The sequence below is a fragment of the Hamadaea flava genome (assembly GCF_024172085.1).
Lineage (GTDB): Bacteria > Actinomycetota > Actinomycetes > Mycobacteriales > Micromonosporaceae > Hamadaea > Hamadaea flava.
In genome coordinates this window covers 6,993,977-7,012,582 of sequence record NZ_JAMZDZ010000001.1, presented here as the reverse complement: position 1 = coordinate 7,012,582, position 18,606 = coordinate 6,993,977, and the positions used below count along the sequence as shown (strand labels likewise).

Here is an 18,606-nt window from a genome sequence, read left to right as displayed (position 1 = left end):
GCCGGGCGGACGCGCCGCCGGGCGGTGGACGCCAAGCGATGCGGCGGCGCGGCGGCGGCCCGGCGGCAGCGCGGCCCGGCGGCAGCGCGGCGTGACGCGAGCGAAGCGGGGCGGAGCGGGGCCGAGCCGGGCGGAGCGGGTGAGCTGGGCGAGCAGTGCAAAGCGGGTGACGGCCGTTACTCGCGCGCCCCTCTCGCGTTCAGCATGCCGTGGAGTCTGCCCGACCGAATCGCCGCCGCAAGATCGCCACTGTTCTCCTCGCCGGGTGTCTCGTTGTAGGCGCCGTAGCCGGGCTCAGCCAGGGCATGACGTCCTGTTCCGGCCCGGATGAGGCCGCGGACGCCCCGAAGGCCAGGCCGCTGACCGCGGTCGAGGCCGGCAAGCTCGCCGACGTCCGGCTGCACAACTATGAGGATCAGCGTGCCACGATCTCCGGTGTCGTGGCCGGGAAGGATCCCGATGGCAAGCCGAAGGACGTCCGGTTCGCGGGGTGGATCGACTGGCGGCGGTCGCTGCTGTATGTGCGTACGGCGGAGCGGAAGGGCATGCCGGGCCTGCTGATCCAGGCGATGCCCGGCATCATCGCGATTCGGGCCGAGGACACGCCGTCGGCCACCGCAGAGCCGCCGACCGAGCCGCCGACCGGGAGCTGGCGCGTACGCCCGCTGGGTTTGCCGGTGCCGGAGAAGCCGGATCCGCTGGACGGGCTGATCGCGGTGTTGCTTCAGTTGGGCTCCGCCAACGCCGATGATCCGGATCTCTTGCGCGATCTGCAGACGCAATGGCTTCGCAGCGACACAGTCGACGGAACGCCGGTCGAGGTGCTGCTCGGCCCGGCCGTCATCCCGACGCAGAAGATCGCGTCCACAACCAGCCCCAGCACGAGCGCCGGCCCGAGCACCCGCCCCGACACAAGCAGCAGTGCCAGTGCCAGTGCCAGTGCGACGAGAAAGCCGGGCCTGAACCCCACCGGAGTCAAGCCGCCGACTCCGACCGCGAAGACTCCAACCGCAAAGACGCAATCGGCGCAGGCGCCGAGCGCCAGCCCGTCGCCGGATCCGCGTTCCCTGCTGGCGCACGGTGGTCCGGTGGGCTACTGGGTGGACGGAACCGCCCGCGTACGCCGAATGGAGGCGCTGCTGTCCGACGGCATCCGGGCCCGCGTGGACTTCGACCGGACGCGACGGCCGGAGCTGACCGCGGTCGCGGCGTTCGGTGGCGGCGTCGTCAATCCCCGCAGGGTCACCGCGGCCGAGGCGAAGGCCCTGTCCGTCATGCGTACGCGCACCCGAGCCGCCCGGGGCGGGCAGTTCACCGTGAATCTGCCCCTCCCGCCGGCCCGGATGATCTTCGTCGACGGCTGGCTCGACTGGCGGGGCGGAGTCGCGTACGCCCTGGCACATGATCTGGATGATGACGCGCGGAACGTGCTCGTGCACGCTGGGCGTACCACTGTGGCGATGAGAGCGAGCACCGACAAGCAGCCGCCGCTTCCCGCGCCGCGCGGCAAGTGGGAGCGGCGGTCCTGGAACGACCTGGGCGTGCGGGTGCCCGCGACCGAGCTGGACGTGTTGCTGCACGAGGCGCTGTCGGTGGGCCTGTCGGGGCGCGACGACCCGAAGGAACTGGCCAAGAGCGCCTACCGGCTGCGCCTGGACGAGCTGAAGGGCCGGCCGGTCGCGGTGTTCGAGATCCACACGGCGGCGGACGCGGCGAGCCCGCCGGGGGCGGCGCTGATGCGCTACTGGGTCGACCCGACCGGCGTCGTCCGGCGGCTGGAGATCCGGACGCCGTTGGGGTTCGCCCAGCTCGACATCGACTTCAGCAAGCCGCTGCCCACCTTGCCCGCACGCGTCTGAAGGGCTCAGTCGTCTGAAGCGCCCTGCCGTGCGCGGTCGGCGAGCGAAGGCCACGCCTGATCCACTTGCGCGCGCAGGTCCTCGAGCGTGCCTTCGTTGACGATCAGCGCGTCGGCGACCGCCTTGCGCTGCTCGTCGGTGGCCTGGGCGGCGATCCGCGAGTGCGCCTCCGCCTCGGTCATGCCGCGTGTGGCGACGAGCCGGGCGACGCGGATCTCCTCGCTCGCCAGCACCACCACGACCATCTGGTACGTCCCAGCCAATCCGGCCTCGACGAGGAGCGGGACGTCGTTGACCACGACCGCGTCCGATGAGGCAGCCATCGCGAGTTCGGCGGTACGCGCCCGCACCCGCGGATGGATGATGCCTTCGAGTGCCTTGCGCGCGTCGGCGTCGCCGAAGATCTTGGCTGCCAGGGCCGCGCGGTCGATCGATCCGTCCGCCGCCAGCACCCCGGTCCCGAATCGCGCCACGACCTCGGCATGCCCGTCGGTGCCTGGTTCGACGACCTCGCGGGCGAGCCGGTCGGAGTCGATGACGACCGCGCCCAGCTCCCGCAGCCGCGCCGCGACCGAACTCTTACCCGACCCGATGCCGCCGGTCAGCCCTACGAAAAGCATGCCGACAGCGTACGACGCGGCGTGGCGTGCGGCCTGCCGCATTTATCCGACATAAGGTCCGGTTCCATGACAGGACGGCACCGCAGCGGCACACGCCGCCCGCTCACCGTCCGCGCCGCTCCCCCACGCCATCTTCGCCGCACGGGCCGGATCGCCGCGCCCCGTGCGCTCGGCGTGACGCTCGCGCTCAGCGCCACCCTGCTCATGATCAGCGGGTACGCCACGGCGGCGGGCGCGATGGCGATAGCGGCGATCTTCGCCCCCTGAACCCTTTTTTGCACCGCGGCCGGTTCCACTGCGGCCCCCTTTCCCGCCAGATCACGGATCTGCATGCGATCTTGGGCACCGGAAGCATGCATAACCGTGATCTGCACGGAAAGCCGGGATGGCGGAGGCGGAAAGGCAGAAGCCCCGCCCGGCGATGCCGAGCGGGGCTTCTGTAGCGGAACTAGCGACTCACTTGCCGCCGGCCAGCTTCTCCTTCAGCGCCGCGAGCGCCTCGTCGGTGGCCAGGGTGCCCGTGGGCTCCTCGGTGGCCTTCGCCGGGGTCGACGTCGAGACGTTGCCGGACGGAGCCTCGTTGACGGCGGCAGCGTCCGCCGCCCGCGAGGTCTGGACCTGCTTGGTGTGGGCCTCCCAGCGCGTGCGGGCCTCGGCGTACTGCGTCTCCCACGCCTCGCGCTGCTTGTCGTAGCCCTCGAGCCACTCGCCCGTGTCGGGGTCGAAGCCGTCGGGGTAGATGTAGTTGCCCTCGGCGTCGTAGGACGCCGACATGCCGTAGAGCGTCGGGTCGAAGTGCTCCTCGCCCTCGACGAAGCCCTCGTTGGCCTGCTTCAGCGACAGCGAGATGCGGCGACGCTCGAGGTCGATGTCGATGACCTTGACCATGACCTCGCTGCCGACCTGGACGACCTGCTCCGGGATCTCGACGTGGCGCTCGGCCAGCTCGGAGATGTGGACCAGGCCCTCGATGCCGTCCTCGACGCGGACGAACGCGCCGAACGGAACCAGCTTGGTGACCTTACCCGGCACGATGTTGTTGATCGCGTGGGTCCGGGCGAACTGACGCCACGGGTCCTCCTGCGTCGCCTTGAGCGACAGCGAGACCCGCTCGCGGTCCAGGTCGACGTCGAGAACCTCGACCTCGACCTCCTGGCCGACCTCGACGACCTCGGACGGGTGGTCGATGTGCTTCCAGGACAGCTCGGAGACGTGCACCAGGCCGTCGACCCCACCGAGGTCGACGAACGCGCCGAAGTTCACGATCGAGGACACGACACCCTTGCGGACCTGACCCTTGCCGAGCTTGTTGAGGAACTCGGTCCGGACCTCGGACTGCGTCTGCTCGAGGTAGGCGCGACGGGACAGGACCACGTTGTTGCGGTTCTTGTCCAGCTCGATGATCTTCGCCTCGAGCTCGCGGCCGACGTACGGCTGCAGGTCGCGCACCCGGCGCATCTCGACGAGAGACGCGGGCAGGAAGCCCCGCAGGCCGATGTCCAGGATGAGACCACCCTTGACGACCTCGATGACGGAGCCGCGGACGACGCCGTCCTCGTCCTTGATCTTCTCGATGGTGCCCCACGCCCGCTCGTACTGCGCACGCTTCTTCGAGAGGATCAGGCGACCCTCCTTGTCCTCCTTCTGGAGAACAAGGGCCTCGATGTGGTCACCAACGGAGACGACCTCGGAGGGGTCCACGTCGTGCTTGATCGACAACTCGCGCGAGGGGATGACGCCCTCGGTCTTGTAGCCGATGTCGAGCAGGACCTCGTCCCGATCGACCTTGACGACGGTGCCTTCGACAATGTCGCCGTCGTTGAAGTACTTGATGGTCTCGTCGATCGCGGCGAGGAAAGCTTCCTCAGAACCCAGATCGTCGTGAGTGACCCTGGTGACGCTCGAGGTGGCCTCGATGCTGCTCGTCATGTGGACTGTTGCTCCGGTCGGATGGTGTCAGGTAAGACAGGTGCACCCCTCGACGCCCGCCGAGGACGCTCCCTCCAACGAGGTCGCATCGACGGCTGCGAACCTTCTCCCTACCGAGGCACGCGGCGGCGTAAGTGCATTGAACAGCTTACCGTGCCCACTAGCACACGTCGCAACCCCATCAGCTTTGAGAAGAAGACTTCCGCTCGCAAGTCCCGGGTCGGGCACGCTTCGCGACCGAACGTGTGTCTGATCACACTGATCGGCCGAGCCGCAGTCGATCATGTGGCCCAGGTCACTATTCGCCTCGAGATGCCTCGTCGGGCATCATGACGCCGTGCGTCCTCTGTGGATAACAATCATGCTAGCCCTCACGCTCGCGACCGCCGGCTGCGGGTCCGCGTCCGGCCCGTCGGTCGCGGCCCATTCGGCATCAACTTCCCCCAGTGGTACGCCGACAGCAGAACCCGCGTCCGCGACGGCGTCTTCGTCCCCGGCCGCCGCGACGGCCACGGCCGCGCCGACGGAGAGTGCGAGCACCGCCCGATGGAAGCCCCGGGTCGGGCAGACCTGGCAATGGCAGCTGTCCGGGAGACTCGACCTCACCGTGCCGGCCGAGGTGTACGACGTCGACCTGTTCACGACGACGGCAGCCCAGGTCGCTGCCCTCCACAAGGCCGGCCGGAAGGTGATCTGCTACCTGAACGCGGGCGCGCAGGAGGACTTCCGCACAGACTCCGGCCGGTACCCGAAGTCGGTGCTCGGCAAGGAGCTGGACGGCTGGCCCGGCGAGCACTGGGTCGACATCCGGCGCTGGGACCTGCTGTCCCCCATCCTCACCGACCGGATGAAGATGTGCCGGGACAAGGGCTTCGACGGCGTCGAGCCGGACAACCTGGAGGCGTACGCGAATGACAGCGGGTTCTCCCTGACCGCCGCGGATCAGCTCGCCTTCAACCGCCGGGTGGCCGACCTGGCACACCGGCACGGGCTGGCGGTGGGCCTCAAGAACGACGTCGACCAGGCCAAACAGTTGCAGCCGTCGTTCGACTTCGCAGTGAACGAGGAGTGCGCCCAGTACGCCGAATGCGCCCGGCTGAGCGTGTTCGTCACCGCGGGCAAACCGGTGTTCCACGTCGAGTACGACCTGTCCCCCGCCCAGTTCTGCCCAGCCACGAGAAAGCTGCGGTTCGCCTCGATGCGCAAGCACCTGGACCTGGACGCATGGCGTTCGGTGTGCCCGTGACAATGATCAGGTGACTTATCCCGATCAAGGGGCCCGGCCGAACCGGCGGCCCGTCGCCGCCGACGAGACGATGCGCGCCAGCCGCCACTGGTGGGACGGCGCCGCCGACGCGTACCAGGCCGAACACGGCGAGTTCCTCGGCGACGCCCGATTCATCTGGGGACCCGAGGGCCTGGACGAGGCGTGGGCCCGGCTGCTCGGCGACGTCGAAGGCAGGCACGTCCTGGAGATCGGCTGCGGCGCCGGGCAGTGCGGTCGCTGGCTGCTCACGCAGGGCGCGACGGCGATCGGGCTCGAACTGTCCGGCCGCCAACTGGCTCACTCGCGGGAACTGGACGCGCGGTCCGGCGTACGCCTGCCGGTGGTGCAGGCCGACGCGGTGCACCTGCCGTTCGCCCCGGGCTCCTTCGACCTCGTGTGTTCGGCGTACGGGGCGATGCCGTTCGTCGCCGACGCCGGCGGCGTGCTCGCCGAGGTGGCCCGGGTGCTGCGCCCCGGCGGCCGCTTCGTGTTCTCCGTCTCGCACCCGATCCGGTGGTGCTTCCTCGACGAGCCTGGCGAAGAGGGCCTGTACGCGGTCAGTTCCTACTTCGACCGCCGCCCGTACGTCGAGGAGGACGCCGACGGCACGGCGGTCTACGTGGAGCATCACCGGACGGTCGGCGACTGGGTACGCCTGATCACCGGAGCCGGATTCCACCTGACCGACCTGGTCGAACCGGAGTGGACGGTCGGCAACGAACAGGTCTGGGGCGGCTGGAGTCCACATCGCGGGGACATCATCCCCGGTACGGCGATCTTCACCGCCACCCTGCCGAGTTGATCAGGCACCTGCGGAGTTGATCAGGGCCGCCGGGACACGACACGCCGGTTGATCACGACCGATAGTTCATGATCGCGCGGAAAGCCCACGGGGGTGGCCGCGCGGCCCGCCGGGCGGACGAGCGGCCCGCCGGGCGGACGAGCGGCCCGCCGGGCGGACGAGCGGCCCGCCGGGCGGACGAGCGGCCCGCCGGGCGGACGAGCGGCCCGCCGGGCGGGCGAGCGGCCCGCCGGACGGGCGAGCGGCCCGCCGGGCGGGCGAGCGGCCCGCCGGGCGGACGAGCGGCCCGCCGGACGGGCGAGCGGCCGGGGCGGATGGGTCAGTGGTCGGCGGCGTTCCAGTCGCGGCCGACGCCGACCGACACCTCCAGCGGCACCGAGAGCTGGTGCGCGCCGCCCATTTCGCGGCGCAGCAACGTTTCCACCTGTTCCCGCTCCCCCGGTGCGATCTCGAGGACGAGTTCGTCGTGTACCTGGAGCAGCAGGCGCGAGGCGAGCTGCTCGTCCCGAAGGGCGGCGTCGACGCGGAGCATGGCGATCTTGATGATGTCGGCCGCCGAGCCCTGGATCGGGGCGTTGAGCGCCATCCGCTCGGCCATCTCGCGGCGCTGCCGGTTGTCGCTCCGCAGATCGGGCAGGTAGCGGCGACGGCCGAGGATCGTCGCCGTGTAGCCGTCCGCACCAGCCCGCCTGACCACGCGCTGCAGATAGTCGCGTACGCCGCCGAACCGGGCGAAGTAGTCCTCCATCAAGCCGTTGGCCTCTTGGGTGGAGATGCCCAGCTGCTGTGCCAGCCCGAAGGCGGACAGTCCGTAGGCCAGCCCGTAGGACATCGCTTTGATCTTGCGGCGGTGGTCGGGGGTGATCTGGTCGGTCTCGAAGACCTGGGAGGCCACCCAGGTGTGCAGGTCCTCGCCGGAGGTGAAGGCCCGGATGAGGCCCTCGTCGCCGGAGAGGTCGGCCATGATCCGCATCTCGATCTGCGAGTAGTCGGCCGTCATCAGCGACTCGTAGTCCGGCCCGACGATGAAGGCACGGCGGATGCGCCGGCCCTCCTCGGTGCGGATCGGCACGTTCTGCAGGTTGGGGTCGGTGCTCGACAGCCGGCCGGTGGCCGCGACGGTCTGGTAGAACGTCGTGTGGATGCGGCCGTCCTCGCTGACCGACTTGAGCAGGCCGTCCACGGTCGACTTCAGCTTGGCGACGTCGCGGTGGCGCAGCAGGTGCTCCAGCACCGGGTGGCCGGTTTCGGCGTACAGCCATTGCAGGGAGTCGGCGTCGGTGGTGTAACCGGTCTTGATCTTCTTGGTCTTCGGCAGGTTCAGCTCGGCGAACAGGATCTCCTGCAGCTGCTTGGGCGAGCCGAGGTTGAACTCACGCCCGATCACCCCGTACGCCGACTGAGCGGACGACTTGACCTCGCCGGCGAAGAACGCCTCCAGCTCGCTGAGGTAGTCGGTGTCGGCGGCGATGCCGGTCTGCTCCATCCGGGCGAGCACCTTGACCAGGGGCAGTTCGACCTCGGCGAGCAGCCGGGAGCCGTGCGCCTCGGGGTCGCCCTTGTCGAGTTCGGCACCAAGGGCGTCGACCAGGTCGAGAGTGGCCCTGGCGCGCAGCATCAACGCCTCGGCGGCGCTGTCGGCCGCGGTGCTGTCGCCGAAGTCGAGGGCCAGCTGCCCGCCGTCGTCGGGCGCCTCGGCCCGCAGTTCCCGGTGCAGGTAGCGGACCGACAGGTCGGCCAGGTCATAGCTGCGCTGGTCCGGCCGGACCAGGTACGCCGCGAGCGCGGTGTCGCGGGTGACCCCGGCCAGCGCCCAGCCTCGGGCGGCGAACGCCAGCAGCGCGGGTTTCTCGTCGTGCAGCACCTTGGGCTGGTCGGGGTCGCCGAGCCAGCGGGCGAACGACTCGTCGTCGACCTGGTCGACCTCCGACGGGTCGAACCAGGCGGCGGATTCGTCGGTGGCCAGCGCGATGCCGGTCAGGTTGCCGGTGCCACGACCGAACGTGCCGCTGACCGCGACGCCGGTCGGCTTGCCCGCCTGGGCGATGAGCCAGTCGGTGAGCGCGCCGGAGGCCCGCATGACCTCGCCGGTGACGTCGAAGCCGGCCTGCGCCTCGGGCTCGTCGGTGATCTCCAGGTATTGGTAGAGCCGCTCGCGCAGGACCCGGAACTCCAGTGCGTCGAAGACTCGGTGCACCTCCTCGCGGTCCCAGCCGGTCCAGCCGGTCTGGTCCACCGCGAGCGGCAGCGTGAGGTCGTCGAGCAGGTAGTTGAGCTGGTGGTTGCGCATCACCCCGGCCAGGTGCTCGCGCAGGCTGTCGCCGGCCTTGCCCTTGATCTGGTCGGCGTGCTCCACGACCCCGTCGATGCCGCCGTAGAGGTCGATCCACTTGGCGGCGGTCTTCGGCCCGACCCCGGGCACGCCGGGCAGGTTGTCGCTGGACTCGCCGACCAGCGCGGCCAGGTCGCGGTAGCGGTCGGGGCCGACGCCGTAGCGCTCGAGCACCGCCGCCGGGTCCATCCGCGCCAGGTCGGAGACGCCCTTGCGCGGGTAGAGCACGGTGACGTCGTCGGTGATCAGCTGGAACGCGTCGCGATCGCCGGTGCAGATGAACACCTTCATCCCGGCTTCGCGGCCCTGCCGGGCCATGGTCGCGATGACGTCGTCGGCCTCGTAGCCCTCCAGCTGCACGTGGCTGATCTTGAGCGCGTCGAGCACCTCGTGCACCAGGCTGACCTGGCCCTTGAACTGTTCCGGCGTCTCCGACCGGCCCGCCTTGTACTCCGCGTATTGCTCGGTGCGGAACGACTGCCGGGAGACGTCGAACGCGACCGCGATGTGGGTCGGCCGCTCGTCCTTGATCACGTTGATCAGCATCGAGGTGAAGCCGTAGACGGCGTTGGTCGTCTGCCCGGTGGTGGTCGAGAAGTTCTCGGCGGGCAGCGCGAAAAAGGCCCGGTATGCGAGCGAATGTCCGTCCAGCAGCAACAGTCGAGCGTCAGTCACCCCGGAAGCCTATTGCAGGCGTCCGACAATCCGGCGCACCGCTACGCTCGCGCAGTGGACGAACTCGCACCTGAGGCATTCGCGGCGTTGGCGGCGCCCGCGATCGACCGGGTCTTCGCCGAGACGATGCTGGCCACGCGGTCGATGGGCGGTCGCGAACTGAGCGAGTCGTTCGGCGGCGTGTCCGCCGTCGGCTACCTGATCGACCTGCGTACTCGACTCGGGGCGGGCGAAGCGGTCACTCCGGGACAGTTCGCCGCGATCCGCCGCTACGGCGACCTCGCGAAGGCCCGCGAGATCCTCGCCGGCCAGGCCGAACGCGGGATGCTCAGCATCGCCGAAGACGGCACGTTCCGGGCCACCGACCGCGGACGCGAATTCCTGGCGGCGCTCGTTGAGCTGCATGCGAAGGTCACGGACACGCTCTGGGCCGGGCAGCCGGTCGCGCGCCTCGCCGACCTCGCCGGCCGCGCGCTCGCCGTCGCGCAAGATCCAGCCACCTGGGCGGTCACGACCGACGGCCACGCCCTGTCCGCGGTGCTCCCGCTGCCTTCCCTCGGTACGCACACCGGCGCGACCTTGTTGACCGGGTTGGGAACGCTGCGCTACCACCGAGCCGACGCGCACGCCGCCGCCTGGCAGGCCGCCGGGCTGACCGCCGCCGGCATCGTCGCCCTGCCAGGGCACTCCGCTGTGCGTATCAGTGTGGAAGCCGAGACGAACCGCGGAGCCGCCGCCCCGTGGCGGGCCTTGACCCCGGCGGAGCGTCTCGAGTTTCTCGCGGGCTTGGCGGCGTTGCCCGGTGCCCCGCGTTAGAGGACTTTGGCGAGGAAGGCGCGGGTGCGTTCGTGCTGGGGATTCTCCAGCACGTCGCGCGGCCGGCCGGACTCGACGACCACCCCGGCGTCCATGAAGACGACCTGATTGCCGACCTCGCGGGCGAATCCGATCTCGTGGGTGACCACGATCATGGTCATCCCCTCGCCGGCCAGGCCCTGCATGACGTCGAGGACCTCGCCGACCAGTTCGGGGTCCAGCGCACTGGTGGGCTCGTCGAACAGCATGAGCTTGGGCCGCATCGCGAGCGCCCGGGCGATGGCCACGCGTTGCTGCTGGCCGCCGGACAGCTGCGCGGGGTAGCTGTCCTGTTTGTCGGCCAGTCCGACGCGGTTCATCAGCGCCTTGGCGCGCTCGCGGACTTCCTCTTTGGACTCGCCCTTGACCCGCTGGGGCGCCTCCATCACGTTCTGCAGCGCCGTCATGTGCGGGAACAGGTTGAACCGCTGGAACACCATGCCGATGTCGCGGCGCTGTTCGGCGATCTGCTTGTCGTGCAGCTCGTAGAGCTTGTCGCCGCGCTGGCGGTAGCCGATCAGCTCGCCGCCGACCCAGATCCGGCCGCTGGTCACCTTCTCCAGGTGGTTGATGCAGCGCAGGAAGGTGGACTTGCCGGAGCCCGACGGTCCCAGCAGGACGCACACCTGCCCGGCGGGGACGGTCAGGTCGATGCCCCGCAACACTTCCAGCCGGCCGAAGTACTTGTGGACCTGGTCGGCCTGGACCATGACGTCCGGCGGCGGGGCGTCCGGGACGGTCACAGCGTGCCGCCCTGCTCCCCGGCGATGCCGGCCAGCCGGATCCGGGCCTGTTCCGTCCGGTGGCCCCGGGCGAAGTGGCGCTCCAGGAAGTGCTGGCCGATCAGCAGGACGCTGACGATGGCCAGGTACCACAGGCTGGCCGCGACATACATCGGGAACGGCAGGAAGGTGCGGCTGCCGATCGCGGAGAGCTGGAAGAACAGCTCGGCGGTGACCGGCACGTAGATCAGCAGCGAGGTGTCCTTGAGCATGGCGATGGTCTCGTTGCCGGTGGGCGGGATGATGACGCGCATCGCCTGCGGCAGCACGATCCGGCGCAGTGTCTGCGAGCGCCGCATGCCGAGCGCGGTCGCGGCCTCCTCCTGCCCGGGGTCGATCGACTGCATGCCGGCCCGCACGATCTCGGCCATGTACGCCGCCTCCGAGAGCGCCAGGCCGATGAGCCCGGCGATGAATCCCGACAGCAGGTCGCGCGTCTCCCCCTCGAAGACCCGCATGTGCAGGTCGGTGATGCCGAAGATCTTCCCGATGTAGGTGTCGAACGGCACGCCGAACGAGATCTGCGGCCACAGGATGTTCAGATTGCCCAGCAGAGCCAGCAGCACCAGCCGGGGTATCGCCCGGAAGAACCAGGTGTAGACCCAGGCCACGCCGCGCAGCACCGGATTGGGCGAGAGCCGGGCGATCGCCACCAGGATGCCCAGCGCGATGCCGAAGAACATGGCCAGCACGGTCATCAGCAGGGTGCCTTGCAGACCGCGGAGCACGGCGGGGGTGAACATGTTGTGGACCATGAACGACCAGTGGAACGAGTCGTTCGTGATGAGCAGGTGGGCGAACATCGCGGCGAGCACGACGATCACGCCGACCGCCACCCACCGGCCCGGATGCCGGACCGGCACCGCCGTCAGCGGCTCCGGCTGCTGGGTCACCTCTCCCGTCTCCCCGTCACGTACCGTGTCCCGGTCACGCCGGGTTGACCTGGGAGGTCTTGATCGCGCCGCTCTCCACGCCCCAGGCCTGGAGGATCTTCAGGTAGCTGCCGTCGTCGATGAGCGACTGGACGGCCCCGCGCAGCGCCTCGGCGAAGTCGGTCTGCGCCTTGGCGGTCACGTATCCGTAGGGCGCCGAGTCGTAGATGTCGCCGAGCGTCTCCAGCTCGCCGTTGGACTGCTTGACGGCGTACGCCGTGACCGGCGAGTCGGCCAGCATCGCGTCGTCCTTGCCGGAGGCCACCGAGTTGGCCACCGCGTCCTGCCCCGGGTACGGGTTGATGGTGACCGCGGCCTTTCCGGCCGAGGTGCACGCGGTCGACCGGACCGTGATGTCGTCGACCTGGACGGTGTCCTTCTGCACGGCGATCCGCTTGCCGCACGGCTCGTCGATGGAGACGCCCTGCGGGTTGCCCTTCTTCACCGCCCACTGCGTACCGGCGTTGAAGTAGCTGGTCATGTTGGCCTGCTGCAGGCGTTCCTTGTTGATCGTGAACGCCGAGACGCCGGCCTCGTACTTGCCCGTGCCGACGCCGGGGATGATGGCGCCGAAGGTGCTCTGCTGGAAGTCGGCGGTCAGTCCCAGCCGCGCCGCGACCGCCTTGAACAGGTCGATGTCGAAGCCGATCACCGTCTTGCCGTCGGTGTCGAGGAACTCCGCCGGGGCGTACGTCGCCTCCGTGCCGACGGTGATCTTCCCGTCGGACTTGATCGCCGCGGGCACCTTCGCCGCCAGCGCCGCGTCGGCGGTCACGCTCGGCATCGGGGTGGCCGCGCCACCGCCTCCGCCGTTGTCGTCGTTGCTGCAGGCGGTGGCTCCGGCGGCGACCAGCAGCGCAGCCGTCACAATCTGGACAATTCGCACGAAGGTAGGTTACGACATCCGTACGCCCCAGAGATGCAGATCAGGGATATCCATGTGATCTTGGGACAAGATTCCATGGATATCCCTGATCTGGCTGTCACCACTCACCGCCCAGCGGGGCCGGCTAGCCGCCCAGGTATGCCTTGGCGATCTCCGGGTCGTTGCGCAGCGCCCGAGCCTCACCGCTGAGCTTGATCGACCCCGACTCCAGAACATACGCCCGGTCGGCGACGCTCAACGCGGCCCGCGCGTTCTGCTCGACCACCAGCACCGTGGTGCCCGCCTCGCGGATCCGCTTGATGGTCGCGAAGATGACGTCCACCAGCACCGGCGCCAGACCCATCGACGGCTCGTCGAGCAGCAGGAGCTTCGGCCGGGCCATCAGCGCCCGCGCGACGGCCAGCATCTGCTGCTCGCCGCCGGACAAGGTGCCGGCCTTCTGCGCGATCCGCTCCCGCAGCCGCGGGAACAGTTCGAGCATCCGCTCCTGGTCCTCGGCGATGCCCTCCTTGTCGTTGCGGAGGTACGCACCCAGGTCCAGGTTCTCCGCGACGCTCATCCGCGGGAAGATCCGCCGGCCCTCGGGCGACTGGGCCAGACCCAGCCGGACGATGTCGTGCGCCGGCATGCCCTCGATCTTGCGACCGTCGAACACGATGTTCCCCGACCGCGGCTTGAGCAGCCCGGAGATCGTCCGCAGCGTGGTGGACTTCCCCGCGCCGTTGGAGCCGATCAGGGTCACGATCTCACCCTGCTCCACCTGGAGCGACAGGTCCTTCACCGCGGCGATGTTGCCGTAGTAGACGGAGATGCCGCTCACGTCCAGCATCGTCACGACCCGGCCTCCTCACCGTCGTCGATGGTCACGTGGTTGTCGTTCGCCGCGCTGCCCAGGTACGCCTCGACGACCCGCGGGTTGGTGCGGACCTCCTCGGCGGTGCCCTCGGCGATCTTCTCGCCCCGGTCGAGCACCGTGATCCGCTCCGACACCCGCATGACGACGCTCATGTCGTGCTCGATGAGCAGCACCGACACCTTCCGCTCGTCGCGTACGCGGTGGACGAAGTCCACGAACTCGGCGGACTCGCGCGGGTTCATACCCGCGGTGGGCTCGTCGAGCAGCAGCACCCGCGGCTTGAGCGCGAGCGCCCGAGCCACCTCCAGCCGCCGCTGGTCGCCGTAGGACAGGTTGCGGGCGTACTCGTACGCCGACTTCCCGATGCCCACGAACTTGAGCAGATCCAACGCGAACTCGTGCGCCTCGTGCTCCTCCCGGCGCTGCCACGGCGCCCGGATGACGGTGCCGAAGACGCCCGACTTCAGGTGCGAGTGCATCGCGACCTTGACGTTCTCCTCCGCCGTCATCAGGTTGAACAGCCGGATGTTCTGGAACGTCCGGGCCAGGCCGAGCGACGCGATCTTGTGCGGCGCCATGCCGGTGACGTCCCGGCCGCCGAGGAGCACCTGCCCGCCGCGCTCGGTCGGATACAACCCCGTGAGCACGTTGAAGAACGTGGTCTTGCCGGCGCCGTTCGGGCCGATGAGGCTCACGATGCTCTGATCGGGCACCGTGAAACTGACCTTGTTGACGGCCACCAGACCGCCGAAGACCACCGAGACGTCGTCGGCCTGCAGCGCCGGCACGGTCGTCAGAGTCGCGTTCTCGCTCACTTCACGTCTCCCGACTTGACCGTGGTCTCGTCGACCAGCTCCTGCTCCGGCTCCTCCGCCTGAGTGTCGCCCGCCTCGCCCTCGTGCAGGACCAGACGTGTACGCGACTCGGGCAGGAAGCCCTCGCGGCGGAACAACATCATCAGCACGAGCACCCCGCCGAAGATCAGGAAGTTGAACGACGGGAAGTCGACGTTCGTGCCGAACGTGGAGTTGAACGAGTCGCCGATCTGCGGCAGACCCGTCGAGTTGAACCAGGAGATCACCAGCGCGCCGAGCAGCACGCCCCACACGTTGCCCATGCCGCCCAGCACAACCATCGCCAGCAGCGTGATCGAGACCGCGAAGGTGAACGGGTCGGGCAGCATCCGGCCCAGGTGCAGCGCGTATGCCACACCACCGATGCCACCGGCGATGGCGCCGACGGCGTACGCCGACAGCTTCGCCCGCATCAGCGGCACGCCCATCGCGCTCGCCGCCAGCTCGTCCTCCCGGATGGCCAGCCAAGCCCGGCCGAGCCGGCCCTGCCGCAGCCGCAGCGAGACGAAGATGATCAGCGCGGTGAGCAGGGAGAACAAAATGAACCGGCCGACGTGGTCGAACACGTTCATCTGCCCGACCGCGACCTCGCCCTTGTTGATCCGGACGAACGTCATCGAGTCGATCGGCCCGATGCCGAGCGTGGCGTTGCTCAGGTTGAACCCGAGACCGTCCGGGTCGCCGTTGCGGAAGATCTGCGGAATGATCTCACCGAAGCCGAGCGTCACGAGCGCCAGATAGTCGCTGCGCAAGCGCAACGTCGGCGCGCCGATGATCACGCCGAACAAGGCGCAGACCGCCGCCGCGGCCAGGAACACCAGCACGACGTTCAGATGGATGCCGCCCGTGCTGGCCGCTCCGGGGCTGCCGAAGATGTTGAAGTTGACCTTGCCACCGAAACCGAAGTCGGACATCAACCAGGCGGTGGTGTAGCCGCCCAGCGCCCAGAACGCCACATACCCGAGGTCGAGCAGGCCGGCGTAGCCGACCACGATGTTCAGGCCCAGGGCGCTCATCGCCCAGATGAGTGCGACGTTGATCTCGCTGATCGGCAGCCAGTCCTGAACCCAGACCCGAACGCCGGGCACCAGGAACGGCAGGATGAAACCGTAGAAGACGACCACGACGACGGCCGCGATGGTGAACCCGAGCGGCCACCCGAGCCGGGTCCGGTCGATGCTCTGCGGTCGCTTCGGTGTGGGAACCGCGATAGTCGGCTGGCTCATGGTCACACCTTCTCCCTCGTGGCCTTGCCCAGCAGGCCGGCCGGCCGGAAGACCAGCATCAGGATGAGGATCGAGAAGACGACGCTCTGCGTCCACCGCTGCCCGGCACCGTATTTGACACCCTCGTTCAGACCCTGGATCAGGCCGATGAGCACACCGCCCAGCACCGCGCCGGGGAGACTGCCGATGCCACCGAGCACCGCGGCCGTGAACGCGATCAGGCCGAGCTGCAGACCCACGTCGTACCGGGTCGTGGTGACCACCTGCTCGTACATGAGCCCGGCGACGCCCGCCAGCGCGCCGCCCATGGCGAAGGTGAAGGAAATGATCCGGTTGACGTTGACGCCCATCAGCCGGGCGGCGTCGGGGTCCTGCGCGGTCGCGCGCATCGCCTTGCCGGCCCGGGTCTTGGTCACGATCCAGGTCATCAGGACCAGGACCGGGACGACGACCGCCAGCACCACGAAGAAGCTGGTGTCGATCTCGACCCCGCCGAGGCTGATCGAACCCTGCGGCAGCACGCTCGGCTGGTCCCGCTGACCCGAGTGGTTCCACTTCAGACCGATGAACTGCAGGATGAAGCTCATGCCCACCGCCGTGATCAGCGGCGCCAGCTTCGGCGCGTGCCGAAGCCGCCGGTATGCCAGGAACTCGATCGCCACGTTGATCGAGGCGCAGAAGGCCGCCGCGAGCGCCAGTGACGCCGCGAAGACCACCCAGCCGAGCGGGCCCATCGCGACCGGCTCGTTGAGGAGACCGAAGGCAGCGGCGACAACGGACGCGCTGAACAAGGTGCCGAGCATGAACAGGTCGCCGTGCGCGAAGTTGATCAGCTCGATGATGCCGTACACGAGCGAGTAGCCCAGCGCGATCAGCGCATACAGCGCGCCGTTGCTGATGCCGATGACCGAAGCGGTCATGAACTGCTGCGGATTGTCAATGAAGTTGATCCCGAGCCACACCGCGACGGCGGCGAGGATCGTGTAGCCGGCGATTCGCTCGCCGTACGCCGACAGATTCAGCCGCGTACGGGGCAAGGTCCCGGCAGCTGTCGTGGACTGTGCCATGGTGCTCCTTGGAAGGGCGATCGGTATGTCCGTCGTGGACGTGCCCCTGGATGCGCGGAGGGAGCCGTGCGACGCCGGGCCGCAGCGGCTCCCTCCCCAGCTCATCCGTTAGGTGCCGTCACCTACCTGGTCAGGCGACCGGCCAGGCCTTGACGGTGGTCTCCTTGCCGCCGGTGATGGTCTGGATCGTCATGTCGATCGCGTTGACGTCACCGGTGGCCGGGTCGATCTTGATGTCCTTGCCCAGGATCGCCGTCGAGGCCGGGATCGATACCCCGGTGCCGCTCAGCACCTGCTCGGTGACGCCCTTACGCGTACCGTCGGACTTCTCGATCGCGGCGAGGATCACCTGAAGCGCCTGCACACCGTAGAGCGCGTAGGGGCTGGCCGGGTCGGCGCCATACTTGGCCTTGTAGTCGGTCAGGAACTTGCCGGTGACCGGGGACTTCGCGAGGTCCGACAGACCCAGACCCGGGAAGGTCTGGTACGCGCCCTCAGCCTCGGGCATCTTGTCGAACTCCGGGTAGCCGACCATGCCGTCCGGGCCGATCAGCTTGACGGTCTTGTTGTCGCCCAGGATCTTGACCTTGTCCTTGACCAGCTGGCCGCCGTTGTTGTCGAACACGCCACCGGTGAAGACACAATCGACGGCGTCGGTCTTGGCCTTGTTGAACAGGGCGTTGTAGTTGGTCGCCTTGGCGTCCCACGCCGCGGTGCTGACCTTGATGCCCTGCTTGGTGGCCTCGTCGGCGAACTGCTTCGCGACGCCCTTGCCGTAGGTCTCGGTGTCGTCGAGGACGAGGCAGTTCTTCACACCCAGGTCCTTGATCGCCATCTGCGCGGCGGCCTTGCCCTGGTAGTCGTCGGTGGTGACCACACGCGCGTAGTTGCGCTTGTTGGTCGGGTACCACTTGCCAGGCTCGCCGGTGTCCCAGGTCTTGGTGAGGCCAGGGTTGGTGTTCGCGTGCGAGACCATCAGCATCGGGCCACTCGGGTCCTGGTTCAGCACCGGGATCTGCAGCTGCGCGCAACCGGAGTTGTACGTGCCCATGACCGCGACCTCACTCGTGTTGGCCACGTGGTCGTTCGCGTTCTTGGTGCACTGCGCCGCGTCCCACTTGCCGGCCGCCGCGGTCGAGTCGTCGTACTTCTTGAGCGTCACCTTGTACTTGCCGGCCTTGTTGCCGGACTGCTCGAGGTAGAGCGACATCGCGTTCCAGGTCGAGTCGGAGGCGTCCTTCGACGAACCCTGGAAGGGAAGGTCCACGCCGACGACGACCTCGGTGGTGCCCGAGCCGCTATCGCCGCCGGAGCTGTCGCACGCCGTCGCCGCGACCGCGGTGGCGGCTGCGGCGGCAAGCACGGTGAGTGCCTTGATGCGCCTGTTCATCCTATTCCTCTCGACTCCTCAACCCATGTCCGCCTTCGGGCGACCCGCAGACGGTCGGTTGCCTGACGCACAACAGCCAATTGCGTGCTCATGGCTGTGATGCGTGACACCGGTGGCGCGAACGTAGGTGTTCGCGAGGAGCCATGTCAAGGCTTGGGACACGCACACGCCGACATTGGCGACCAAGCCGTGACCCAACGGTGGCCAACGCGATGCGATCACATGGCCGAAACATGATCGACTTAATAGATGAAAGCAAAAACCCGCAGGTCAG

General features: G+C 68.8%; 15 protein-coding genes and 1 pseudogene. 5 read left to right on the top strand and 11 right to left on the bottom strand.

From position 1 onward, the window contains the following. The first annotated feature begins 209 nt into the window (after window positions 1–209). Window positions 210–1,859, top strand: a complete 1,650-nt coding sequence (locus HDA40_RS32935; protein WP_253761688.1) for a hypothetical protein — start codon at window positions 210–212, stop codon at window positions 1,857–1,859. Between the two features lie 41 nt (window positions 1,860–1,900). Here HDA40_RS32935 and coaE read toward each other — a convergent pair. Further along, window positions 1,901–2,479: pseudogene (coaE, locus tag HDA40_RS32930) on the bottom strand (dephospho-CoA kinase); the annotation flags it as partial. Between the two features lie 66 nt (window positions 2,480–2,545). On the opposite strand from coaE, the gene HDA40_RS32925 reads away from it, so the two are divergent. Beyond that, window positions 2,546–2,746 carry a hypothetical protein gene (locus HDA40_RS32925; RefSeq protein ID WP_253761687.1) on the top strand — a complete coding sequence of 67 codons (201 nt, stop codon included), beginning with the start codon at window positions 2,546–2,548 and terminating at the stop codon, window positions 2,744–2,746. 189 nt (window positions 2,747–2,935) lie between these two features. Here the strand turns inward: HDA40_RS32925 and rpsA are convergent, their stop codons facing one another. Continuing rightward, window positions 2,936–4,408: a 30S ribosomal protein S1 gene (gene rpsA / locus HDA40_RS32920; RefSeq protein WP_253761686.1), complete on the bottom strand. Its 1,473-nt coding sequence runs from the start codon at window positions 4,406–4,408 to the stop codon at window positions 2,936–2,938. Between the two features lie 361 nt (window positions 4,409–4,769). Here rpsA and HDA40_RS32915 point away from each other — a divergent pair, with 361 nt between their 5' ends. Both HDA40_RS32915 and HDA40_RS32910 read left to right on the top strand, forming a co-directional pair. Next, the gene (locus HDA40_RS32915; RefSeq protein WP_253761685.1) at window positions 4,770–5,654 is read left to right on the top strand and encodes an endo alpha-1,4 polygalactosaminidase; all 885 of its coding nucleotides are present in this window, start codon (window positions 4,770–4,772) and stop codon (window positions 5,652–5,654) included. Between the two features lie 70 nt (window positions 5,655–5,724). Next, entirely contained in the window at window positions 5,725–6,477 is a 753-nt protein-coding gene (locus HDA40_RS32910) for a class I SAM-dependent methyltransferase (RefSeq protein WP_253763900.1), read from the top strand. A gap of 319 nt (window positions 6,478–6,796) precedes the next feature. On the opposite strand, the gene polA is transcribed toward HDA40_RS32910, so the two are convergent. Next, the gene (gene polA, locus HDA40_RS32905; protein ID WP_253761684.1) at window positions 6,797–9,484 is read right to left on the bottom strand and encodes a DNA polymerase I; all 2,688 of its coding nucleotides are present in this window, start codon (window positions 9,482–9,484) and stop codon (window positions 6,797–6,799) included. Between the two features lie 54 nt (window positions 9,485–9,538). On the opposite strand from polA, the gene HDA40_RS32900 reads away from it, so the two are divergent. Beyond that, window positions 9,539–10,300: a hypothetical protein gene (locus HDA40_RS32900; RefSeq protein ID WP_253761683.1), complete on the top strand. Its 762-nt coding sequence runs from the start codon at window positions 9,539–9,541 to the stop codon at window positions 10,298–10,300. Here the strand turns inward: HDA40_RS32900 and HDA40_RS32895 are convergent. The 8 genes from HDA40_RS32895 to HDA40_RS32860 form a co-directional block, all read right to left on the bottom strand. Further along, window positions 10,297–11,049, bottom strand: a complete 753-nt coding sequence (locus HDA40_RS32895; protein WP_253763899.1) for an amino acid ABC transporter ATP-binding protein — start codon at window positions 11,047–11,049, stop codon at window positions 10,297–10,299. The two genes, HDA40_RS32900 and HDA40_RS32895, sit on opposite strands and share 4 nt — an antisense overlap. Window positions 11,050–11,078: 29 nt before the next feature. Then, window positions 11,079–12,014: an amino acid ABC transporter permease gene (locus HDA40_RS32890; RefSeq protein WP_253761682.1), complete on the bottom strand. Its 936-nt coding sequence runs from the start codon at window positions 12,012–12,014 to the stop codon at window positions 11,079–11,081. A gap of 34 nt (window positions 12,015–12,048) precedes the next feature. Continuing rightward, on the bottom strand, window positions 12,049–12,939 hold the full coding sequence (locus HDA40_RS32885; protein ID WP_253761681.1) for an ABC transporter substrate-binding protein: 891 nt from the start codon (window positions 12,937–12,939) through the stop codon (window positions 12,049–12,051). 124 nt (window positions 12,940–13,063) lie between these two features. Next, window positions 13,064–13,768 carry an ABC transporter ATP-binding protein gene (locus HDA40_RS32880; protein ID WP_253763898.1) on the bottom strand — a complete coding sequence of 235 codons (705 nt, stop codon included), beginning with the start codon at window positions 13,766–13,768 and terminating at the stop codon, window positions 13,064–13,066. A gap of 2 nt (window positions 13,769–13,770) precedes the next feature. Next, window positions 13,771–14,610 carry an ABC transporter ATP-binding protein gene (locus tag HDA40_RS32875; RefSeq protein ID WP_253761680.1) on the bottom strand — a complete coding sequence of 280 codons (840 nt, stop codon included), beginning with the start codon at window positions 14,608–14,610 and terminating at the stop codon, window positions 13,771–13,773. Continuing rightward, on the bottom strand, window positions 14,607–15,875 hold the full coding sequence (locus HDA40_RS32870; protein ID WP_253761679.1) for a branched-chain amino acid ABC transporter permease: 1,269 nt from the start codon (window positions 15,873–15,875) through the stop codon (window positions 14,607–14,609). The genes HDA40_RS32875 and HDA40_RS32870 overlap by 4 nt, the downstream gene beginning before the upstream one ends. Before the next feature lie 2 nt (window positions 15,876–15,877). Beyond that, window positions 15,878–16,942: a branched-chain amino acid ABC transporter permease gene (locus tag HDA40_RS32865; protein ID WP_253761678.1), complete on the bottom strand. Its 1,065-nt coding sequence runs from the start codon at window positions 16,940–16,942 to the stop codon at window positions 15,878–15,880. Window positions 16,943–17,072: 130 nt separating this feature from the next. Beyond that, entirely contained in the window at window positions 17,073–18,332 is a 1,260-nt protein-coding gene (locus tag HDA40_RS32860; RefSeq protein ID WP_253761677.1) for a branched-chain amino acid ABC transporter substrate-binding protein, read from the bottom strand. Window positions 18,333–18,606: the final 274 nt, after the last annotated feature.

Coding starts and splice junctions, on each gene's coding strand:
- HDA40_RS32925 (WP_253761687.1), top strand. CDS start 2,546: ATGACAGGACGGCACCGCAGCGGCACACGCCGCCCGCTCACCGTCCGC.
- rpsA (WP_253761686.1), bottom strand. CDS start 4,408: ATGACGAGCAGCATCGAGGCCACCTCGAGCGTCACCAGGGTCACTCAC.
- HDA40_RS32915 (WP_253761685.1), top strand. CDS start 4,770: ATGCTAGCCCTCACGCTCGCGACCGCCGGCTGCGGGTCCGCGTCCGGC.
- HDA40_RS32910 (WP_253763900.1), top strand. CDS start 5,725: ATGCGCGCCAGCCGCCACTGGTGGGACGGCGCCGCCGACGCGTACCAG.
- HDA40_RS32895 (WP_253763899.1), bottom strand. CDS start 11,049: ATGGTCCAGGCCGACCAGGTCCACAAGTACTTCGGCCGGCTGGAAGTG.
- HDA40_RS32880 (WP_253763898.1), bottom strand. CDS start 13,768: ATGCTGGACGTGAGCGGCATCTCCGTCTACTACGGCAACATCGCCGCG.
- HDA40_RS32870 (WP_253761679.1), bottom strand. CDS start 15,875: ATGAGCCAGCCGACTATCGCGGTTCCCACACCGAAGCGACCGCAGAGC.
- HDA40_RS32865 (WP_253761678.1), bottom strand. CDS start 16,942: ATGGCACAGTCCACGACAGCTGCCGGGACCTTGCCCCGTACGCGGCTG.
- HDA40_RS32860 (WP_253761677.1), bottom strand. CDS start 18,332: ATGAACAGGCGCATCAAGGCACTCACCGTGCTTGCCGCCGCAGCCGCC.